Source organism: Mesorhizobium sp. M7A.F.Ca.US.010.02.1.1 (assembly GCF_004023085.1).
Lineage (GTDB): Bacteria > Pseudomonadota > Alphaproteobacteria > Rhizobiales > Rhizobiaceae > Mesorhizobium.
Window position 1 is genome coordinate 1 of the sequence record NZ_RZRV01000052.1, and the last position, 17,144, is coordinate 17,144.

Annotated in this window: 17 protein-coding genes; 12 read left to right on the plus strand and 5 right to left on the minus strand. The window is 63.4% G+C overall.

Features of this window, described 5'->3' with window-relative positions:
* From hflK to EOA19_RS31135, 4 genes are all read left to right on the plus strand, one after another.
* On the plus strand, positions 1-1,066 hold a 1,066-nt coding region (gene hflK / locus EOA19_RS31120; protein WP_128305777.1), incomplete at its 5' end, for an FtsH protease activity modulator HflK.
* Positions 1,066-2,031, plus strand: a complete 966-nt coding sequence (locus tag EOA19_RS31125; RefSeq protein ID WP_128305778.1) for a protease modulator HflC — start codon at positions 1,066-1,068, stop codon at positions 2,029-2,031. The genes hflK and EOA19_RS31125, both read left to right, overlap by 1 nt.
* Positions 2,032-2,037: 6 nt before the next feature.
* Entirely contained in the window at positions 2,038-2,226 is a 189-nt protein-coding gene (locus EOA19_RS31130; RefSeq protein WP_023813072.1) for a DUF2065 domain-containing protein, read from the plus strand.
* A gap of 127 nt (positions 2,227-2,353) precedes the next feature.
* Positions 2,354-3,871, plus strand: a complete 1,518-nt coding sequence (locus tag EOA19_RS31135) for a DegQ family serine endoprotease (protein ID WP_128305779.1) — start codon at positions 2,354-2,356, stop codon at positions 3,869-3,871.
* Positions 3,872-3,917: 46 nt separating this feature from the next.
* On the opposite strand, the gene EOA19_RS31140 is transcribed toward EOA19_RS31135, so the two are convergent.
* Entirely contained in the window at positions 3,918-4,490 is a 573-nt protein-coding gene (locus EOA19_RS31140) for a GNAT family N-acetyltransferase (RefSeq protein WP_128305780.1), read from the minus strand.
* Positions 4,487-5,374 carry a phosphoserine phosphatase SerB gene (serB, locus tag EOA19_RS31145; RefSeq protein WP_128305781.1) on the minus strand — a complete coding sequence of 296 codons (888 nt, stop codon included), beginning with the start codon at positions 5,372-5,374 and terminating at the stop codon, positions 4,487-4,489. The genes EOA19_RS31140 and serB overlap by 4 nt, the downstream gene beginning before the upstream one ends.
* On the opposite strand from serB, the gene miaA reads away from it, so the two are divergent.
* Together miaA and EOA19_RS31155 are read left to right on the plus strand one after the other, a co-directional pair.
* On the plus strand, positions 5,364-6,332 hold the full coding sequence (gene miaA / locus EOA19_RS31150; RefSeq protein ID WP_128305782.1) for a tRNA (adenosine(37)-N6)-dimethylallyltransferase MiaA: 969 nt from the start codon (positions 5,364-5,366) through the stop codon (positions 6,330-6,332). The two genes, serB and miaA, sit on opposite strands and share 11 nt — an antisense overlap.
* Before the next feature lie 105 nt (positions 6,333-6,437).
* Complete coding sequence (locus tag EOA19_RS31155) at positions 6,438-7,229, plus strand: GGDEF domain-containing protein (protein ID WP_128305783.1); 792 nt, start codon at positions 6,438-6,440, stop codon at positions 7,227-7,229.
* 211 nt (positions 7,230-7,440) lie between these two features.
* On the opposite strand, the gene EOA19_RS31160 is transcribed toward EOA19_RS31155, so the two are convergent.
* Entirely contained in the window at positions 7,441-9,273 is a 1,833-nt protein-coding gene (locus EOA19_RS31160) for an ATP-binding protein (RefSeq protein ID WP_023813065.1), read from the minus strand.
* 155 nt (positions 9,274-9,428) lie between these two features.
* Between EOA19_RS31160 and EOA19_RS31165 the strand changes: the two genes are divergently transcribed.
* The 3 genes from EOA19_RS31165 to EOA19_RS31175 are packed head-to-tail and all read left to right on the plus strand — an operon-like array spanning position 9,429 to position 10,877.
* Positions 9,429-9,992, plus strand: coding sequence for an XRE family transcriptional regulator (locus EOA19_RS31165; protein WP_023813064.1), 564 nt, complete (start codon positions 9,429-9,431; stop codon positions 9,990-9,992).
* Between the two features lie 4 nt (positions 9,993-9,996).
* Positions 9,997-10,305: a hypothetical protein gene (locus EOA19_RS31170; protein ID WP_128305784.1), complete on the plus strand. Its 309-nt coding sequence runs from the start codon at positions 9,997-9,999 to the stop codon at positions 10,303-10,305.
* Positions 10,306-10,349: 44 nt separating this feature from the next.
* Complete coding sequence (locus EOA19_RS31175; protein WP_128305785.1) at positions 10,350-10,877, plus strand: N-acetyltransferase; 528 nt, start codon at positions 10,350-10,352, stop codon at positions 10,875-10,877.
* A 4-nt stretch (positions 10,878-10,881) separates the two neighbouring features.
* Here EOA19_RS31175 and EOA19_RS31180 read toward each other — a convergent pair whose 3' ends face one another.
* On the minus strand, positions 10,882-11,760 hold the full coding sequence (locus EOA19_RS31180; RefSeq protein ID WP_023813061.1) for a LysR family transcriptional regulator: 879 nt from the start codon (positions 11,758-11,760) through the stop codon (positions 10,882-10,884).
* A gap of 122 nt (positions 11,761-11,882) precedes the next feature.
* Between EOA19_RS31180 and EOA19_RS31185 the strand changes: the two genes are divergently transcribed.
* Both EOA19_RS31185 and EOA19_RS31190 read left to right on the plus strand, forming a co-directional pair.
* Entirely contained in the window at positions 11,883-13,034 is a 1,152-nt protein-coding gene (locus EOA19_RS31185) for a gamma-butyrobetaine dioxygenase (protein WP_023813060.1), read from the plus strand.
* The gene (locus tag EOA19_RS31190; protein WP_128305786.1) at positions 13,031-13,621 is read left to right on the plus strand and encodes an HD domain-containing protein; all 591 of its coding nucleotides are present in this window, start codon (positions 13,031-13,033) and stop codon (positions 13,619-13,621) included. The genes EOA19_RS31185 and EOA19_RS31190 overlap by 4 nt, the downstream gene beginning before the upstream one ends.
* A 70-nt stretch (positions 13,622-13,691) precedes the next feature.
* Here the strand turns inward: EOA19_RS31190 and EOA19_RS31195 are convergent, their stop codons facing one another.
* The gene (locus tag EOA19_RS31195) at positions 13,692-15,512 is read right to left on the minus strand and encodes an NAD(P)/FAD-dependent oxidoreductase (protein ID WP_128305787.1); all 1,821 of its coding nucleotides are present in this window, start codon (positions 15,510-15,512) and stop codon (positions 13,692-13,694) included.
* A 420-nt stretch (positions 15,513-15,932) separates the two neighbouring features.
* On the opposite strand from EOA19_RS31195, the gene EOA19_RS31200 reads away from it, so the two are divergent.
* Positions 15,933-17,129, plus strand: a complete 1,197-nt coding sequence (locus tag EOA19_RS31200; protein ID WP_128305788.1) for a DUF6600 domain-containing protein — start codon at positions 15,933-15,935, stop codon at positions 17,127-17,129.
* Positions 17,130-17,144: the final 15 nt, after the last annotated feature.

Below are 17,144 nucleotides of genomic sequence, written 5' to 3' on the forward strand. Positions count from 1 at the left end.
TCAGGGGCCCTGCGGGCAGGGACCAAAGGGACCGAGCGGGCCACAAGGCTCGCCTCCCGATCTCGAAGACATTATCCGCCGCGGCCAGGACCGGCTGCGGCGCGCTCTTCCGGGTGGCGGCGGCGCGAGCCCGGCCATCTTCGCGCTGATCGCGGCTGCACTTGTGGTGCTGTGGGCGTTCAAGGCGGTTTATACCGTGCAGCCCGACGAGGTCGCGGTCGAACTGCGCTTCGGCAAGCCGAAGACCGAACTGTCGCAGCCTGGCCTGCATTTCCATTGGTGGCCGCTCGAAACCGTCGAGACGGCCAAGATTTCCGAGCAGCTCGTCGATATCGGCGGCGGCGGCGCGACAAGTGGCAACACGTCCGGGCTGATGCTTACCGGCGACCAGAACATCGTCAACGTCCAGTTCTCGGTGGCCTATCAGGTCTCCGACCCGAGCGCGTATCTCTTCGATGTGTCCGATCCCGACGGCATGCTGCGGCAGGTTGCCGAAAGCGCCATGCGTGAAGCCGTCGGCCGCCGGCCGGCGCAGGACATCTTCCGCGACGACCGCCAGGGCATTGCCGCCTCGGTGCGTGAAATCATCCAGACGACGCTGGACGGCTACAAGGCCGGTCTCAACGTCAACGCCGTCTCGATCGAGGATGCGGCACCGCCACGTGAAGTGGCCGATGCGTTCGACGAAGTGCAGCGCGCCGAGCAGGACGAGGACAAGTTCGTCGAGCAGGCCAACCAGTACTCCAACCAGAAGCTCGGGCAGGCGCGCGGCGAGGCCGCACAGATCCGCGAAGACGCGGCCGCCTACAAGAACCGGGTCGTGCAGGAAGCCGAGGGTGAGGCGCAGCGCTTCATCTCGGTCTATGACGAATATGCCAAGGCGCCCGATGTAACGCGCAAGCGCCTCTACCTGGAAACCATGGAGAAGGTTCTGAAGGATTCGAGCAAGGTCATCGTCGAGCAGGGCAACGGGCAAGGGGTCGTTCCCTATCTGCCGCTGCCGGCATTGCAGCCGAAAGCGCCGGCACCCGCTGCGCCCAGTGGCGTTACGGGAGGTAACCAGTGATGGCCAACCGTCTTCCCATCATCGTCGTCGCAGCAGCGGTTATCCTGTTCCTGCTCTATTCGTCGGTCTTCGTGGTCAATGCGCGTCAGCAGGCGCTGGTGCTCAGGTTCGGCGAGATCGTCGACGTCAAGAGCGAACCCGGCATCTACTTCAAGGCGCCGTTCTCGTTCTTCGACGCCGATACGGTGCAACTGATCGAGAACCGGGTGCTGCGCTTCGACCTCGACAACATCCGCGTCCAGGTCTCGGGCGGCAAGTTCTATGAGGTCGATGCCTTCATCGCCTACCGCATCTCGGATCCGCGGGTCTTCCGCTCCGCCGTGTCCGGTCAGATCGAATTGGCCGAGGCCCGGCTCAGGACGCGTCTCGACGCTGCCTTGCGCCGTGTCTATGGTCTGCGTGATTTCGAGGCAGCACTCTCCGAAGAGCGCGGCGTGATGATGCGCGAAGTCCGCGACCAGCTCAGGCCCGATGCCACATCGCTCGGCCTGCAGATCGAGGATGTCCGCATTCGCCGCACCGATCTCACGGCCGAAGTCTCGCAGCAGACCTTCGACCGCATGAAGGCGGAACGCCTGGCGGAGGCTGCCCGGCTGAGGGCGCGCGGCAATGAAGCGGCACAGCGCATCACGGCCCGCGCCGATCGCGAAGTGGTCGAGATTGTCGCCGAAGCGCAAAAAGAGTCGGAAATCCTGCGCGGCGAGGGCGAAGCCCAGCGCAGCGCCACCTTCGCGGGAGCCTATCAGCGCGATCCGGCCTTCTTCGACTTCTACCGGTCGATGAACGCCTATGGCACGGCGCTGGACAACACCGGAACGACGATGGTGCTTTCGCCGAACTCGGAGTTCTTCCGTTTCTTCCGCAATCCCGACGGCGGCGAGGGGCCGGCAAAGCCGGCTTCGCCTGCGCCAAACGCTCCGGCGACGGCACCCGCCGCGCCGGCACAGCCCAGCACCGGCCAGTAGCGGCCGGTGCAGGATTTTCTTGCCGCCATGGGCCTGGTCCTTGTCATAGAGGGTCTGGTCTATGGCGGTTTTCCCGGCCTGGCCAGAAAACTTGCCACCGAAGTGCTGTCGCTGCCCGAGAACGCGCTGCGGATCGCCGGGCTGGCGGCGATCGTGATCGGCGTCGGCATCGTCTGGCTGGTACGAGGCGCATGACGGCTGCGATGATTTATCCTCTGCCGATAGTCATAGCCGCAAACGTGCCGTATTTTTTGCCAACATGGCGTGACGCGGCGTTTTCGTCGAAGCGCTTTTCTTTTCAAGGATACCGGGAGGCTTCTCGATGACATCCAATACAATTCTGTGCGCGGCTCGGCGGACATTCATCGCTGGCGCGGCGGCACTTCTTGTCAGCGCCGTCGCTGTCCCGTCCTTCGTGACGCCGACATTTGCCGCCGATGGGCCCGCTTCGGTCGCCGATCTGGCGCAAGGCCTGCTCGGCGCGGTGGTCAACATATCGACTTCGCAGACGGTCAAGGGTACCGAAGGCCCGGGCGCGGTGCCGATGCCGCAATTGCCCGAGGGTTCGCCCTTCCAGGATTTCTTCGACGATTTCTTCAAGAACCGCGGCGGCGACAAGGACAACGGCTCGCAGAAGGTGCAGTCGCTGGGCTCCGGCTTCGTCATCGATGCCGAGCAAGGCATCGTCGTCACCAACAACCATGTCATTGCCGATGCCGACGACATCGAGGTCAATTTCTCCGATGGTGTCACCTTGAAGGCGACGCTGGTCGGCACCGACACCAAGACCGATGTCGCCGTGCTCAAGGTCGATCCGAAAGGCCACAAGCTGACGGCGGTGAAGTTCGGCGATTCCACCAAGATGCGCGTCGGCGACTGGGTGATGGCGATCGGCAATCCGTTCGGCCTCGGCGGCACGGTGACGGTCGGCATCGTCTCTGCCCGCAACCGCGACATCAATTCCGGCCCCTATGATGACTTCATCCAGACCGATGCCGCGATCAACCGTGGCAATTCCGGCGGACCGCTGTTCAACAGCGCCGGCGAAGTCATCGGCATCAACACGGCGATCATTTCGCCTTCCGGCGGTTCGATCGGCATCGGCTTCTCCATCCCCTCGCAGCTCGCGTCCGGCGTCGTCGACCAGTTGCGCCAGTTCGGCGAGACGCGGCGCGGCTGGCTGGGCGTGCGCATCCAGCCGGTGACCGACGACATCGCCGAAAGCCTCGGCATGGCGACCGCCAAGGGCGCGCTGGTCGCCGGCGTGATCAAGGGCGGCCCGGTCGACAATGGCACCATCCAGGCGGGCGACGTCGTCATCAAGTTCGACGGCAAGGATATCCATGAGATGCGCGATCTGCCGCGCGTCGTCGCCGAAAGCCCGGTTGGCAAGGCGGTCGATGTGCTCATCGTGCGCAAGGGTGTCGAGCAGACCGTGAAAGTAACGCTCGGCCGGCTCGAGGACGGCGAAAAACTCGCCAGCGGCGAGGAGGGCAGCAACACCGACCAGGACAAGGGTGACAAGGCTCCAGCCGTTTCCACTGCTTCGGTGCTTGGCATGACGGTCGGTGAACTGAACGACGAGACGCGCAAGAAGTTCAGCATTGCCGCCGATGTTTCGGGCGTCGTCATCACCGATGTCACCAAGGACTCTGCCGCCGCCGAGCGCGGCATCCAGCCAGGCGAGGTGATCACCGAGATCGCACAGGAATCGGTTTCTACCCCCAAGGATGTCATGGACCGGATCGGCGCCTTGAAGGAACAGGGGCGCAAGAATGCGCTCTTGATGCTGGCCTCGAAGACCGGCGAGCTCAGGTTCGTGACGATCCGAATGGACTGAGATCCGGAAGATCCGGCGAAATCCTCATCTTGAATGGAAAGGGCGGCTAGCAAGCCGCCCTTTCTCCTTGTTCCCAATCGGCGCGGGAGAGCCGGTAGAACACATGGCGCTTGAGCGCGGGGTGGCTGTCGGGAATGCCGGGATGATCGAAGTCGGCCGGTGGATCGGCTCTCATGCCGAGGCGCTCCATGACGGCGGTGGAGCGGCGGTTGTCCGCGACGGCGAAGGAGACGATTTCGTCAAGGCCGAGGGTTTCGAAGCCGTAGGCAAGCCATGCCTGAGCCGCCTCGGTGACGTAACCTCTGCCCCAGAATTCAGGCGCCAATCGCCAGCCGATCTCGATCATGCTGGCTGGCAGGAAGTCCATGTGATCGGTTCCGGTTATACCGACAAAACCGATACATTCCCCCGATGCGGCGATTTCTGCGGCCGCAAAGCCAATGCCGTCGCGATCGATGGCGGCGCGGAACTGATCCATCTTGGCATCCGCCTCGGCGCGGCCACGGCGGAACGGAAAGAACTCCATCACCCGGTCGTCGGAGTTGATGCGGTGGAACAGGTCGCGGTCGCGATCTTCCCAGTTGCGCAGGATCAGGCGCTCGGTACGCATTGGTTTCATTGCACAAACTCCTCCTGCCTGTAGCCTTGCACATAAAGCAGCGCGGTCAGGTCGCCATGATCGATGCGGACCTTGGCCTGTGCCGCCACCGTCGGCTTGGCGTGGAGCGCGACACCGGTACCGGCCAGGCGGATCATGTCGAGATCATTGGCGCCGTCGCCGACGGCGATGGCGTCGGCGGGCGTCAGGCCGAGGCGCGCTGAAATTTCGATCAGCGCGTCCGCCTTGGCGGCGCGGCCGAGGATCGGTTCGCCGACCAGCCCGATGAAGCGGCCGTCCTGCTCGAGCAGGCGATTGGCGCGGTTCTCCTGGAAGCCGAGCATGGCGGCGATGCGCGTCGTGAAGACCTCGAACCCGCCAGACACGAGTGCCGTCCAGGCGCCGTTGGCGCGCATGGTCCGGACCAGAACACGGCCGCCCGCGGCCAGCGTCAGGCGATTGGCGACGATGCGATCGACCACGGCGGCGTCGAGGCCCTTGAGCAACGCCACCCGTTCACGCAAAGCCGGTTCGAAGGCGATCTCACCATTCATGGATCGCGCGGTGATGGCCGCAACATGATCCTTGACGCCGATCTCATCGGCCAGCTCGTCGATACATTCCTGGTCGATCATGGTCGAATCCATGTCGGCGATCAGGATTTTCTTGCGGCGGGTTTCTGCCTCTTGGACGATCACGTCGACCGCCTCGCTGGCAAGTGCCGTGCGCAAGACGGCACTCGTGACGGCGTCGTCGGCTGCCTCAGGCAGGACGAGATCGCAGGCAATACCTTCGGCCAGCCAGACAACAGCGCTTGCGCCGACCGACCGTGAGGCCATATTCGCAAGCGACAGCGACAAAGCGCGCTCAGTGGGACGGGAAACAAGCGTGGCGATGAGCGGCATGAAACATTCCGGCGGGCAGGCGGGCGAGGGCCGCGTGAAGAACGCGATCCTGATAGCCGGGCCGACCGCCAGCGGCAAGTCGGCGCTTGCGCTCGATCTGGCCGAGCGCAGGGGTGGCGTGATCGTCAACACCGATTCCATGCAGGGCTATTCGGGGCTCGACGTGCTGACCGCCCGGCCGGAGGCGGCCGACCTCGCCCGCGCACCGCATTTCCTCTACGGCCATGTCCACCCGGCGACACCCTATTCCACCGGAGCCTGGCTGCGCGACGTGATGAAGCTGATCGAGGACGGCACATTCTTCGAACGGGCAGTGATTTTCGTCGGCGGTACCGGGCTCTACTTCCGCGCGCTGGCCGAGGGCATTTCGGAAATGCCCGACATTCCGCAGCGGGTCCGCGACCGCTGGCGCTATGAGTTGAAGGAGCAGGGCGCCGTCAAGCTGCACAGCTTGCTGCTGCGCGAGGATTCGGCGGCCGCCATGATGCTCAAGCCAACCGACAGCCAGCGCATCGTGCGGGCATTGGAGGTTCTCGATGCGTCTGGCCGTTCGATCCTGGAATGGCAGGCGGAACGCGGCCAGCCGCTCATCGACAGGGAAAGCGCGCGTTTCCTGGTGATCGATCCGGATCGGGCGGCGTTGGTCACTCGCATCGACAAACGCTTCGACCAGATGCTGGACAAGGGCGCGCTGGACGAGGTCAAGCGGCTTGCAGCACTTGGTCTCGATCCCGAATTGCCGGCGATGAAAGCGATCGGCGTTCGCGAACTGCAGGCAGCGATGGCCGGAGAGATTGGCTTTCCCGAGGCAATCGAACGCGCCAAGATCGCGACCAGGCAATATTCCAAGCGGCAAACCACCTGGTTCAGGCATCAATTGGGGCCGGAATGGCTGAGGTTGCGCCCCGGTGATGATCTGGAAACCACGATCTCAGCGCTTGCTTCCGATGCAACCTGAAAAGTTTACCTGCAAGGAAAGGTTCCCGTTGTGGTTGTCCAAATTAACCCTCCGTAAGCCCGCCCATGCCATAAGATCAGTGGGCACTTTTCCAACGGGGAGCAGATGCGTTTCCACAAGGCGGAATCAGCATTTTTCGTCTTTATATTCGTGATCCTGGCCGCCGGCCTGGTGACGCTGCATGCTTACGGACTTCTGCAGTCCTTCGCCGACGAGTTGCATACGGCTTCGGGTCTGGACAAGGTCATCTATCTCAACAAGCTCTTGTTCGCGACCGGCGTGCTCCTGGCCACCGCGCTGTTCTTCGGCATTTTCTTCATCTATCCGCTGATCCGCAAACAGGCGACGGAGGAAGGCAAGCTGCGCGCCATGACGGTCTCGCTCAGCGCGCGCTCGGAAACACTCGAGCATGCGGCGCTGACCGACGGCCTGACCGGCATGCAGAACCGGCGCTATTTCGATGATGCGCTGAAGGAGTATCTCGAGGAGTTCCGGCGCATCGAAAAGCCCGTCGGTCTGATGATCCTCGATCTCGACCATTTCAAGCAGGTCAACGACACCCACGGCCATGACGTCGGCGACGAAGTGCTCAAGGCCGTCGCGAACTGTCTCAAGGACATGACGCGCTACCACGATGTGGTGGCGCGATTGGGCGGCGAGGAGTTCGCCGTGGTCACGCCCAATATGGACGCCGAGCTTCTGGGCAAGTTTGCCGAGCGCATCCGCAAGGCGATCGCCAACATGTCGGTGCTGTCAGGCAATGTCCGCCTCAAGATCACCACCAGCGTCGGGCTCGCCGTCTGGGACCGCAAGGAAACAGCGGAAGAGTTCTATCGCCGCGCCGACCGCCAGCTTTACGAAGCGAAGAGGCAAGGCCGCAACCGCGTCTGCGCCTGAAATCCCATCACTGAAGTCGTGAGGCTGATCGTCTGGCGCCGTTTTCTGCGCTTCCGATGCCTACGGCCTCAAATGTCCGCTCCGCTTCGGTTCTCGAAAACAGCACCACCCGACTCAGCCTGACGAATTCCCTGACGGGATTTACCCATGGATATCGGAAGCCCTGACTTGGGTGCTCAGACCCATCCGCCGATGTGCGTGACGCCCAAACTCAATCGTTTTGCGGGCGCAGGCCGAAGGTTGCGGGCTTGAGGCCGTAGCGCATGTCGAAATCGTCGTCCGATGGCGCGCGCGCGGCGGGTGGCTTGCGGTAGTCGGGATCGCCGGCCTGGCGGCCTGAATCGACGACCTCGGCGAAGGCCATCGCCTGCTGCGTTGATTTAGGCACGTTGCGCAGTCGTTCCACGATCGCCACCAGATCGACATCGTCGCCGGCTTTCGACGAGGCGGCCTCTTCGCGCTTGGCGGTGCCAGGAAGCAGGTGGCTCGGCAGTTTTTCGAACTTCAGCCGCATGGTCGTCGCCACGCCTTCGCCGAAGGCGATGGCTTCGCGCTGGCCCATGGAGGACAGGAAGGCAAGCGTCGAGGCGGAAGAATCGGCAATCGCCGAGCGGATGATCGCCTGGTCCTGCTCATTGGCAAGCCGCATGGCGAAAAAAGTCGAGCATTGCGACAGGATGGTCGGGTCGAGCTCGCCAGGGCGCTGGGTGACGACGCCGAGATAGCAGCCATATTTGCGGCCTTCCTTGGCGATGCGCGACAGCGCGTGCCTTGTCGGCGCGAAGCCGAGGCGCGGGTCGGCCGGCATATAGCGGTGCGCTTCTTCGCACAAAAACAGAAGCTGCAGCTTGCCCTCGCTCCACAGAGCGAGGTCGAAGGCCAGGCGCGCCAGCACCGAGCAGACCGAATTGACCACTTCCGACGGCATGCCGGCCATCTCGAAGCAGGTTACCGGGCGGCCATGATGCGGCACGCGGAAGATGTTGCCGATCGTCTCGTGGATGGTGTCCTCGATCAGGCGCGAGTTGAACATGAAGCGATAACGTGGATCGGCCGCCGCCGATTCGATGCGCGTCTTCAGCGATTTGAGCGTCGGGCGATCGGTCTTGCTTTCGAGCATGCCCATGCGCTCATCGATCTGCTTGAGCAGGTCGGCGATGCGGTAAGGCACCGGCGTATCGGCGGTCAGCGCATCGCTGCCGCGCCTGATATAGGAGCCCGAATTCGGGTTGCGGTAGAGATTCTTGGCGGCCGGAATGAGGTCGCGCAAGGCGTCGATTTCTTCCGGCTCGGTCTCGCGGCCCCGGAACAGCACCTCGGCGAATTCCTCCAGCGTGAACATCCAGAACGGAAGATCCAGGGTTTTGGAATCGACCCTGACGCAGTATTCGGGCAGCGATGCAGCGAACTCGTTGTGCGGGTCGAGGATCAGGATGCGCAGATCCGGCCGTGCCGCGATCGACTTGCGTAGCAGCAGCGAGACGGCGGTGGATTTGCCGACGCCGGTGGTGCCGACAATGGCGAAGTGACGCGCCAGCGTATCGTCGATGGCGATGTTGGCGGCGATCGTCTCGTCCTGCGCGAGCGTGCCGATCGTGATCGAATGACGCCCCGCGAGGTCATAGACCGCCTGCAGGTCGCGGGTGCGGATGCGATGCGCAACGGCGCCGATATGCGGATAGGTGGTGATGCCGCGGTCGAAGACCGGTTTGGCGCCGGGCTCTGCTCCGTCACGGACTTCGCCGATCAGCTCGATGCTGACCTCGATGGCGTTCTGGCCCTCATTGCTCCACGCGCGGTCCGACTTGCCGATTGCGTAGACCAGGCCGACGGTTCGCGTCGATCCGAGATTGATGGAAATCATCTTGCCGACCGTCCACAGGCCGGTCACCGCGCCGTCGGCGTCGTTCGCGTAGGCGCTGATGGTGGCGCGCGCGCCATCGCATTGCACGACATTGCCGAGGATGCGCTTGTCGTTCTGCTCTGCGTCGCGGCGCTCCTGCGATGTCGGTTCTCCAACGGAGGCTTCGCGTTCGACATACATGGACAGGCCAATCCCCATTTCCCCTGGAGCATCGATGCTACCCGAATGGGGTTAAGGCCCGATGAGGTCGGATGGTGTAGAGAGCATTAAGGGGCTCGTGGAAATTGTCGCAAGGCGGCTCTTCTCCGGCGTCTATTTTTCGCTATAATAGACATATGGATGATATAGCGAACGACATTTCCTCGACGATCGGCCGCAGGATACACGCCGAAAGGATCGTGCGCGACTGGTCCCTGGCCGAACTCGCGGAGCGTTCCGGCGTCTCGAAGGCGATGCTCAGCACGATCGAGCGGGGCAAGACCAGCCCGACGGCGGCGCTTCTGGTGCGCATCGCGTCGGCCTTCGGCATGACGCTGTCGACCTTGATCGCGCGCGCGGAATTGCAGGGCGGCGGGCTGTTGCGCGAAGCCGACCAGCCGGTGTGGCGCGATCCCGACACCGGCTATGTCAGGCGGCATCTTTCGCCGGCTGGCGATATGCCGCTGGAACTGATCAAGGTGCATCTGCCGGCGGGCGCCAAGGTCAGTTTTCCGGCCGCTTCATACGCCTTCATCAAGCAGCAGATATGGCTGATCTCCGGGCGGCTCGAATTCATCGAAGGTGAGACAGTGCACAAGCTTGTATCAGGCGACTGCCTGGCGCTTGGGGCGCCGTCGGACTGCACCTTCCATGCCCTGGAGCCCGGCGCCGACTATCTCGTCGCGCTGGTCAGGGGCTGACACAATGGCAAGAAGACCAAAGCGCTCCCATAATGGGGGGCCGCCTCTCGATGAGTACAACGGCCCGCCATGGGGCAAGGGCGATCCCTACATCTTTCTTGCCTGGCAGGCAGCGTACGCCAAGGCGTGGAAGGCGCCGAGCCACGAGGTGATGCTGCTGCGCATGGACAGAGCCGAGCGGCTTGGCCTGACCTATGAGGAGTACACGCTCGAGATCCTCGAGCGCGGGCGGCATCTCGGGCACGAAGACGCCGACCGCATCAGCGCCATCAAGGCGGCGCGAAAGCGACGCCGCGCGCGCCATCTGGACTGACAGCAATGCGCCCGCTTCTATCTCAATCACAGGATATCCTGCACATGAACTCGATCGAGATCGCAACCCTGAACCCGGCTGCCGAGACGCAGGACATGCTGGCCGAATTGCTGGTCGCAACGGTGGCGGCCGGCGGTTCGGTCAGCTTCATGCATCCGTTGGCGCCGCAGGCGGCAAGGACGTTCTGGGAAAAATCGCTGGCCGCGGCGGCAAGGGGCGAAAGATCGGTGCTTGGCGCCTGGGATGGCAAAAACCTGGTCGGCACCGTGACCTTGCTGCTCGATTGTCCGCCCAACCAGCCGCACCGGGCCGAGATCGCCAAGCTGATGACATCAGTCGATTACCGGGGCAGGGGTGTGGGAACGCGCCTGATGCGGGCCGCCGAGAGCCTTGCCATCGAGAGGGGCCGCACGCTGCTGGTTCTGGACACGGCGACCGAGGAGGGCGCCTCAGGCCTCTATGAGCGGCTGGGCTTCACGCTGGCCGGTGAGATACCGGACTATGCCCTGAAGCCGCATGGCGGGCTGACCGGCACGCTGATTTACTGGAAGCGGATCGGGCCAATCTCGTAACCGGTCATGCCGGCGCGGAGAGGCGTGACAGCAGCCACTGGCGAAAATCCTGTTCGGCACCGGTCAGGCGTGCTGTCGACGCCTTGGTCAGGAAATGCCCCGATGTGCTGGAAAGTTCATAGTCGGAAAGCCTGACCAGCGTCTTGCTGTCGAGCGCCGCATCGACCAGCGGCCGCGAGCCCAAAAGCACGCCGGCGCCGGCGCTCGCCGCCTCCATGGCGGTGACGAAACTGTCGAAGCGGTGCGATCGTCTGGGATGGCCAGCCAGTCCAGCGGCGGCGAACCATTCCGCCCACATTTCGCGCGCGCCGGCGACCAGAAGCAGCGGCAGGGAGGTCCAGTCGGGGTTGCCGGCGAGCACTGGCGCCGCCACCGGCACGAGCCGCTCTGCGGTCAGCCTGTCGGCTTCACGGCCGGGAAAGGATCCGTTGCCAAAACGGATGTCGAGCACCGAGCCCGGCAGGTCGTAGTCAGCAGGGCGATGGATCGTCACCAGATCGAGCTGGATGCGCGGCAGCGCCTTCGCCAGATCGGGCAGCGCCGGGGCGAGCATCAGCAAGGCAAAGGAGATTGGCGCGCGGATCGAGACGGTCTGGATGGCGCGCGGCTCGAACAGTTCCGCGGTGCTGTTGCCGATGGTGGCGAAGGCCGACTGGATGTGGGGCAGGTAAGCCGCACCCTCTGGCGACAGCGCGACGCCGCGCGCCAGCCGCGAAAACAGGCGCGTCTTCAGCCATTCCTCGAGAAGCCGGATGTGCTGGCTGACGGCGGCCTGGGTAAGGCCGAGCTCGGCTGCCGCCGCGGTGAAATTCGACAGCCGCGCCGCCGCCTCGAAACTGCGCAGCCAGTCCAGAGGCGGCACCGGTGTATTTGTACGAGCCATTAGTATTCTGCGGTCATTGGCTAAAAAATGATAATTTGAGTTATGTCTGTCGCGCGATCAACATGCAATCGAAACCCTGCGGATCAGGCTGCGGGGGACGCAATGGACAGGAACGGATCTCCATGCTCACCCAGGCGCGGATCGGCGACGAAGGCAGAACAATCGACCTTGGCTGGCAGGACGGGTCGCGCAGCCGTTTTCACGCCATGTGGCTGCGCGACAATGCGCTGGACGACAAGACGCGCAGCGCCGGCAATGGTCAACGGCTCATCACCATTCTCGACATTCCCGCCGACACCAGGATCGGCGCCGCGTCGATCAAAGGCGGCGCCCTGGAAGTCAGCTTCGTGCCCGAGCAGAAGACGGTCAGCTTTCCCGCGGCATGGCTGAGCGCCAATGCCTATGATCGTGACGCAGGCCGCCAGCCCGGCTGGACAGGCGAGGCCACCGTGCGATGGACCAAGGCCTCGATGCAGAATTCGGTGCCGCGCGCCGGCTATGTTGCGGCCAGCCGCGATCGCGCTGTGCTGGGGCAATGGCTGTCGGCGGTGAAAACCTGTGGCTTCGCGGTGATGGACGATCTGCCGACCGAATCCGGGGCACTGTGCAAAGTGTCCGATCTTTTCGGCTACATCAGGGAAACCAATTACGGGCGCTGGTTCGAAGTGCGCGCCGAGGTCAATCCGAACAATCTCGCCTACACGAATCTCGGCCTCCAGGCGCACACCGACAATCCCTATCGCGACCCTGTGCCGACGCTGCAGATCCTGTCCTGCATCGAGAATACGGTTGAGGGCGGCGAGTCCAGTGTCGTCGATGGGTTTGCAGTCGCGGCTGCGCTGCAGGCTGAGAACCCGGAAGGCTTCCGGCTGCTGAGCTCATGCCCGGCGCGCTTCGAGTATGCCGGCTCTTCCGGCGTGCGGCTGCAGGCGAAGCGGCCGATGATCGAGCTCGGGCCCGATGGCGAGCTGATTTGCATCCGCTTCAACAACCGCTCGCTGGCGCCGACGGTCGACGTGCCGTTCAGCGATATGGAAGCGTACTACGCCGCCTATCGCCGGTTTGCGGAACTGATCGAGGATCCATCCTTCGAGGTGACGTTCAAGCTCGAAGCGGGGCAAGCGTTCATCGTCGACAACACCCGCGTCATGCATGCCCGCAAGGCGTTTTCCGGTACCGGTAAGCGCTGGCTGCAGGGTTGCTACGCAGACAAGGACGGTCTGCTGTCGACGCTCGCGGCAATCGAGCACGGGTTCAAGGAGGCCGCGGAATGAGCGGCCAGGATTTGAACGCGGACACCATCGTCGAGTTCATCGCCGACATCTTCGAGCGCCGGGGCGCCGAATCCTATCTCGGCGAACCCGTCACCATGTCGGAGCACATGCTGCAGGGTGCCTGGTTCGCTGAAAAGGACGGCGCGCCGGACGAACTGGTGGCGGCGGCGCTGCTGCACGACATCGGCCATTACACCAGCGAGTTCGGCACCTATTCGCCCGAGGATGTCGAGGACAAGCATCATGACGAGGCCGGCGGCGAGGTGCTGGCGCCGTTCTTTCCACCTGTCATCGTCGAATGCGTCAGGCTGCATGTCGCCGCCAAGCGCTATCTCTGCGCCACCGACCCGACCTATTTCGGCAGGCTTTCGCAGGCCTCGGTGCACACGCTGTCGCTGCAGGGCGGGCCGATGAATGCCGAGGAGGTCGCCGAGTTCCGCAAGAACCCCTTCCATGAGGAAGCGGTCCGGGTCCGCATCTGGGACGAGAGCGGCAAGATCGCCAACATGAAGACACGGACATTTCGCGATTACGTGCCGCTGCTGCAGCGGGTGGTGACGCAGTTCGCGGCGGGCAAGCCGGCGTAAATTCCCCAGGGAAGGAGGCAGGGTGCAAGCCGTGCCTCCTTTCTTCCGGCTTCACCGGAATGGCGCTCGCCTACCCCTTGTGGTGCACCTGCTGCAGGCCGTAGACCGGCGTCGCGATGCCTTCATGCCGCGCCTTCAATTGCAGCGACAGGAACTGCGAATAGTGGCGTGACTGGTGCAGATTGCCGCCGTGGAACCATAGCGCCTCCTGTTGCGTCGGCTTCCACATGTTGCGCAACTCGCCTTCCCACGGGCCGGGGTCCTTGGTGGTGTTCGAGCCGAGGCCCCAGCATTTGCCAACGTTGTCGGCGGTTTCACGGGATATCAGATCGGCGGCCCAGCCGTTCATCGAGCCGTAACCGGTGGCGTAGACGATGAGGTCCGCAGGCAATTCCGACCCGTCGCTGAGCAGAACCGAGTGCTGCTTGATCTCTTCGACGTCGACGCCGCTCTTCAGCTTGATCGAACCATTGATGATCAGCTGCGAGGCGCCAACATCGATGTAATAGCCGGAGCCGCGCCTGAGGTACTTCATGAACAGGCCGGATTCGTCGTCGCCCCAGTCGAGCATGAAACCGGCCTTCTCCAGCCCCTTGTAGAATGTCGCGTCGCGTTTCTTCATTTCGGCATAGGCCGGGATCTGGAACTCGTGCAGGATTTTGTAGGGCAGCGAAGCGAAGATGAGATCGGCCTTGGCGGTGGTGATGCCATTCTGCAGCGCCTGCTCCGAATAGAGCGAACCCAGTCCGATTTCCATCAACGTGTCGGACCTGGAGATATGGGTACTCGAGCGCTGCACCATGGTGACGTCCGCGCCGGCTTCCCAAAGTGCCGCTGCGATGTCATGGGCGGAATTGTTGGATCCGATGACAACGGCCTTTTTGCCGGCATAGGCGTCGGGACCCGGATGCTTCGACGAGTGGTGCTGGTCGCCCTTGAAGGTCTCCATGCCCTTGAATTTCGGCAGATTGGCCTTGCCGGACTGTCCGGTTGCCAGCACCAACTGCTTGGGCTTCAGCGTGATGTCCTTGCCGTCGCGGTGGACGACAACGGTCCATTCCTTTTTCTTGTCGTCATAGGAAGCGCTTTTGGCCTCGGTCGAGGACCAGTAATTCAGCTCCATCACCTTGGTATACATTTCCAGCCAGTCGCCGATCTTGTCCTTGGGCGAGAAAACCGGCCAGTTCTTCGGGAAATCGATATAGGGCAGATGGTCGTACCAGACCGGGTCATGCAGGCAGAGCGACTTGTAGCGCTTGCGCCAGCTGTCGCCGGCCCGCTCGTTCTTCTCGATGATGATGGTCGGCACGCCAAGCTGCCGCAGCCGCGCGCCGAGCGCGATACCGCCCTGGCCACCACCGATGATCACCGTATAGGGCTGCGTCTTGAAGCCGAGCTCGGCGGTTTCCCTCTCGCGTTCTTCTTTCCATGTCGGACGGTTCTTGCCCGAGCCGTGCCTGGCGCCCATCGGCCGCGCAAAGCCTGCCGGCTCCTCGTGGCCTTTCAGTTCGGCCATGGTGGTCAGCAGCGTCCAGATCTTGCCGTCCTTCAGCCTGACATGGCCGAAGCCGCGTGCCACCTCCGTCTCGAAGCTGATCCAGCCTTCGATCAACCCGTCGCTCTCCGTCGCGTCCTCGCCCTTGGCGATGGCGAAGTGTGACGGCCTGGTCTTCGACAATTGGCTTTTCAGCATGTCGCGGACCTGGTCGCGGCCTTCCATGGTCTTGATGTTCCAGGTGAAGGTGACGAGGTCGCGCCAGTAGCAATCCTCTTGAAAGCAATCGACCGCTTTCTCGATGTCATTGGCGGCAAGCGCGGCGCCGAATCGATCGAGCAGGTCGGACAGTTTCTTGCTAGGGGCCGTGTTCTTGCTAGAGGGCTTGTCGAGCATCAGGTTTCCTCCCGTGAAATCCAGATCGTCATGGTGGTGGCTCCGCCGGGCTCGCCGCCGGACGATCAAGTATCGTCAGAGATGGCGGCCCTCGTCACGCCCCACCATAGTTTCCAGCGATTTCAATGGTCTATCCTATAAGTGAGATCGCCGGACAGTTTCGGAATCGCTCGGGCGCCGGAAACGAACGTTCCATTTGTGAATGCCGCGCCGGTCGCGCAAAATTGATGGTCAAATGCCGCAATGCGGTCACCGAGGCCGATGACAACCGATCGGTGAGAAGCCGGGAAGCGGTGGCGGGCAACAGGACGGTTCCCGGGATTTTCTGGATGCGGAACTCTGGAGCCCGTTATGATCATCGTACCTTTTATCCAAGCGTCTTCATGTCGCTCCCTTGGCCGGCGTGGACGCGCAGCGGCAATGGCCGCGGTCATGGCCTTGAGCGCGACCCTGACCGGCCCGCTGGTGCTGCCCGGAACGCAGGCGCATGCGGCGGAAATTGCCGTTACCGTCCGCGAAAGGCTTTCGAACTATGGCGGATGGCGAACCTCCAGCCGCTTCGGCGATGTCTGGGTTCCCTCGGTCCGTACCGAATGGCGACCCTACACCGAAGGCAGGTGGGTCTGGACCGACGATGGCTGGTACTGGCAGTCCACCGAGCCATTCGGCGATGTCGTCTATCACTATGGCCGCTGGGCCTATGATCCCGATTTCGGCTGGGTGTGGATCGCCGGCGATCAATGGGCGCCGGCCTGGGTGGTCTGGCGCCAGGGTGGCAACGATGTCGGCTGGGCGCCGGCACCCCCCGATGTCGACGTCGCCTTCGACGACGCCTGGTGGTGTTTCGTGCCGGTGGCGGCGATCGGCGCGGTCGATCTGGTCAGAGTGGTACGGCCTGCCACTGAGAACGTCGTCATCGCGCGCAACACGACGATCATCAACCAGACCGTCGTGGTCAACAATGCGCCGCATGTGCGGCTCGGCAACCAGGTCGTTGCGATCAATGCCGGACCCCGGCTGCAGCAGTTCCCGAAGCCCGTCATCGAATCGATCAAGGCAGCAAGAGTGGTTCCACCGCGCAAAGGGGTGTTTGCCAGTGCACGGCTCGATGCTTCCAGGGGCGCCGAGATCAAGAGGCTGGCCGGCAATGGAACGCCCGCCGCCAGGGCGGCCAATGGAAATGGGCAAACCGTGGCGGGTCATGGCGTCAAGACGCTGACCGGCGGCAAGGCCATTTCCCGCGGCGCGGTGGCTGCCAGCAATCCGGCCGTCGTGAAGCCTGGCGACGCCGTGCGCAAGCGGATGGCCGCCGGCAACGGCGCGAAGGCCGATGCGCTCAAGCTGCATGCCGACAGGACCGCGGGCGACGGACGCATCGTTGTCAAATCGTCGCCCAAACGGGGTTCGCCCAAACCGGTTTCGCCCAAGCCGGTTTCGGGGCAGCGTCCAGCACTCGGTGGCGGGCAACAAAAGCCGCATCATCAAGCGTTGGCAATGCACATGCCCCAGCACCATGGCCCGGCAAGGGTGGCACCCCACCATCCGCCAGCGAAGATGGAGGCCAGGAAGGCGTCCAGATGCGATCCACGCGTTTCCCGCTGCAAGGCGCCGGGCTGACCACCTCGATCGTGC

What these genes read in the sequence shown, in the direction of transcription:
- EOA19_RS31165 (WP_023813064.1), top strand. Translation starts at nt 9,429, where the DNA reads ATGGATGATATAGCGAACGACATTTCCTCGACGATCGGCCGCAGGATA.
- EOA19_RS31170 (WP_128305784.1), top strand. Translation starts at nt 9,997, where the DNA reads ATGGCAAGAAGACCAAAGCGCTCCCATAATGGGGGGCCGCCTCTCGAT.
- EOA19_RS31185 (WP_023813060.1), top strand. Translation starts at nt 11,883, where the DNA reads ATGCTCACCCAGGCGCGGATCGGCGACGAAGGCAGAACAATCGACCTT.
- EOA19_RS31125 (WP_128305778.1), top strand. Translation starts at nt 1,066, where the DNA reads ATGGCCAACCGTCTTCCCATCATCGTCGTCGCAGCAGCGGTTATCCTG.
- miaA (WP_128305782.1), top strand. Translation starts at nt 5,364, where the DNA reads ATGAGCGGCATGAAACATTCCGGCGGGCAGGCGGGCGAGGGCCGCGTG.
- EOA19_RS31160 (WP_023813065.1), bottom strand. Translation starts at nt 9,273, where the DNA reads ATGTATGTCGAACGCGAAGCCTCCGTTGGAGAACCGACATCGCAGGAG.
- EOA19_RS31200 (WP_128305788.1), top strand. Translation starts at nt 15,933, where the DNA reads ATGGCCGCGGTCATGGCCTTGAGCGCGACCCTGACCGGCCCGCTGGTG.
- EOA19_RS31140 (WP_128305780.1), bottom strand. Translation starts at nt 4,490, where the DNA reads ATGAAACCAATGCGTACCGAGCGCCTGATCCTGCGCAACTGGGAAGAT.
- EOA19_RS31190 (WP_128305786.1), top strand. Translation starts at nt 13,031, where the DNA reads ATGAGCGGCCAGGATTTGAACGCGGACACCATCGTCGAGTTCATCGCC.
- EOA19_RS31195 (WP_128305787.1), bottom strand. Translation starts at nt 15,512, where the DNA reads ATGCTCGACAAGCCCTCTAGCAAGAACACGGCCCCTAGCAAGAAACTG.
- EOA19_RS31180 (WP_023813061.1), bottom strand. Translation starts at nt 11,760, where the DNA reads ATGGCTCGTACAAATACACCGGTGCCGCCTCTGGACTGGCTGCGCAGT.
- serB (WP_128305781.1), bottom strand. Translation starts at nt 5,374, where the DNA reads ATGCCGCTCATCGCCACGCTTGTTTCCCGTCCCACTGAGCGCGCTTTG.
- EOA19_RS31175 (WP_128305785.1), top strand. Translation starts at nt 10,350, where the DNA reads ATGAACTCGATCGAGATCGCAACCCTGAACCCGGCTGCCGAGACGCAG.
- EOA19_RS31155 (WP_128305783.1), top strand. Translation starts at nt 6,438, where the DNA reads ATGCGTTTCCACAAGGCGGAATCAGCATTTTTCGTCTTTATATTCGTG.
- EOA19_RS31135 (WP_128305779.1), top strand. Translation starts at nt 2,354, where the DNA reads ATGACATCCAATACAATTCTGTGCGCGGCTCGGCGGACATTCATCGCT.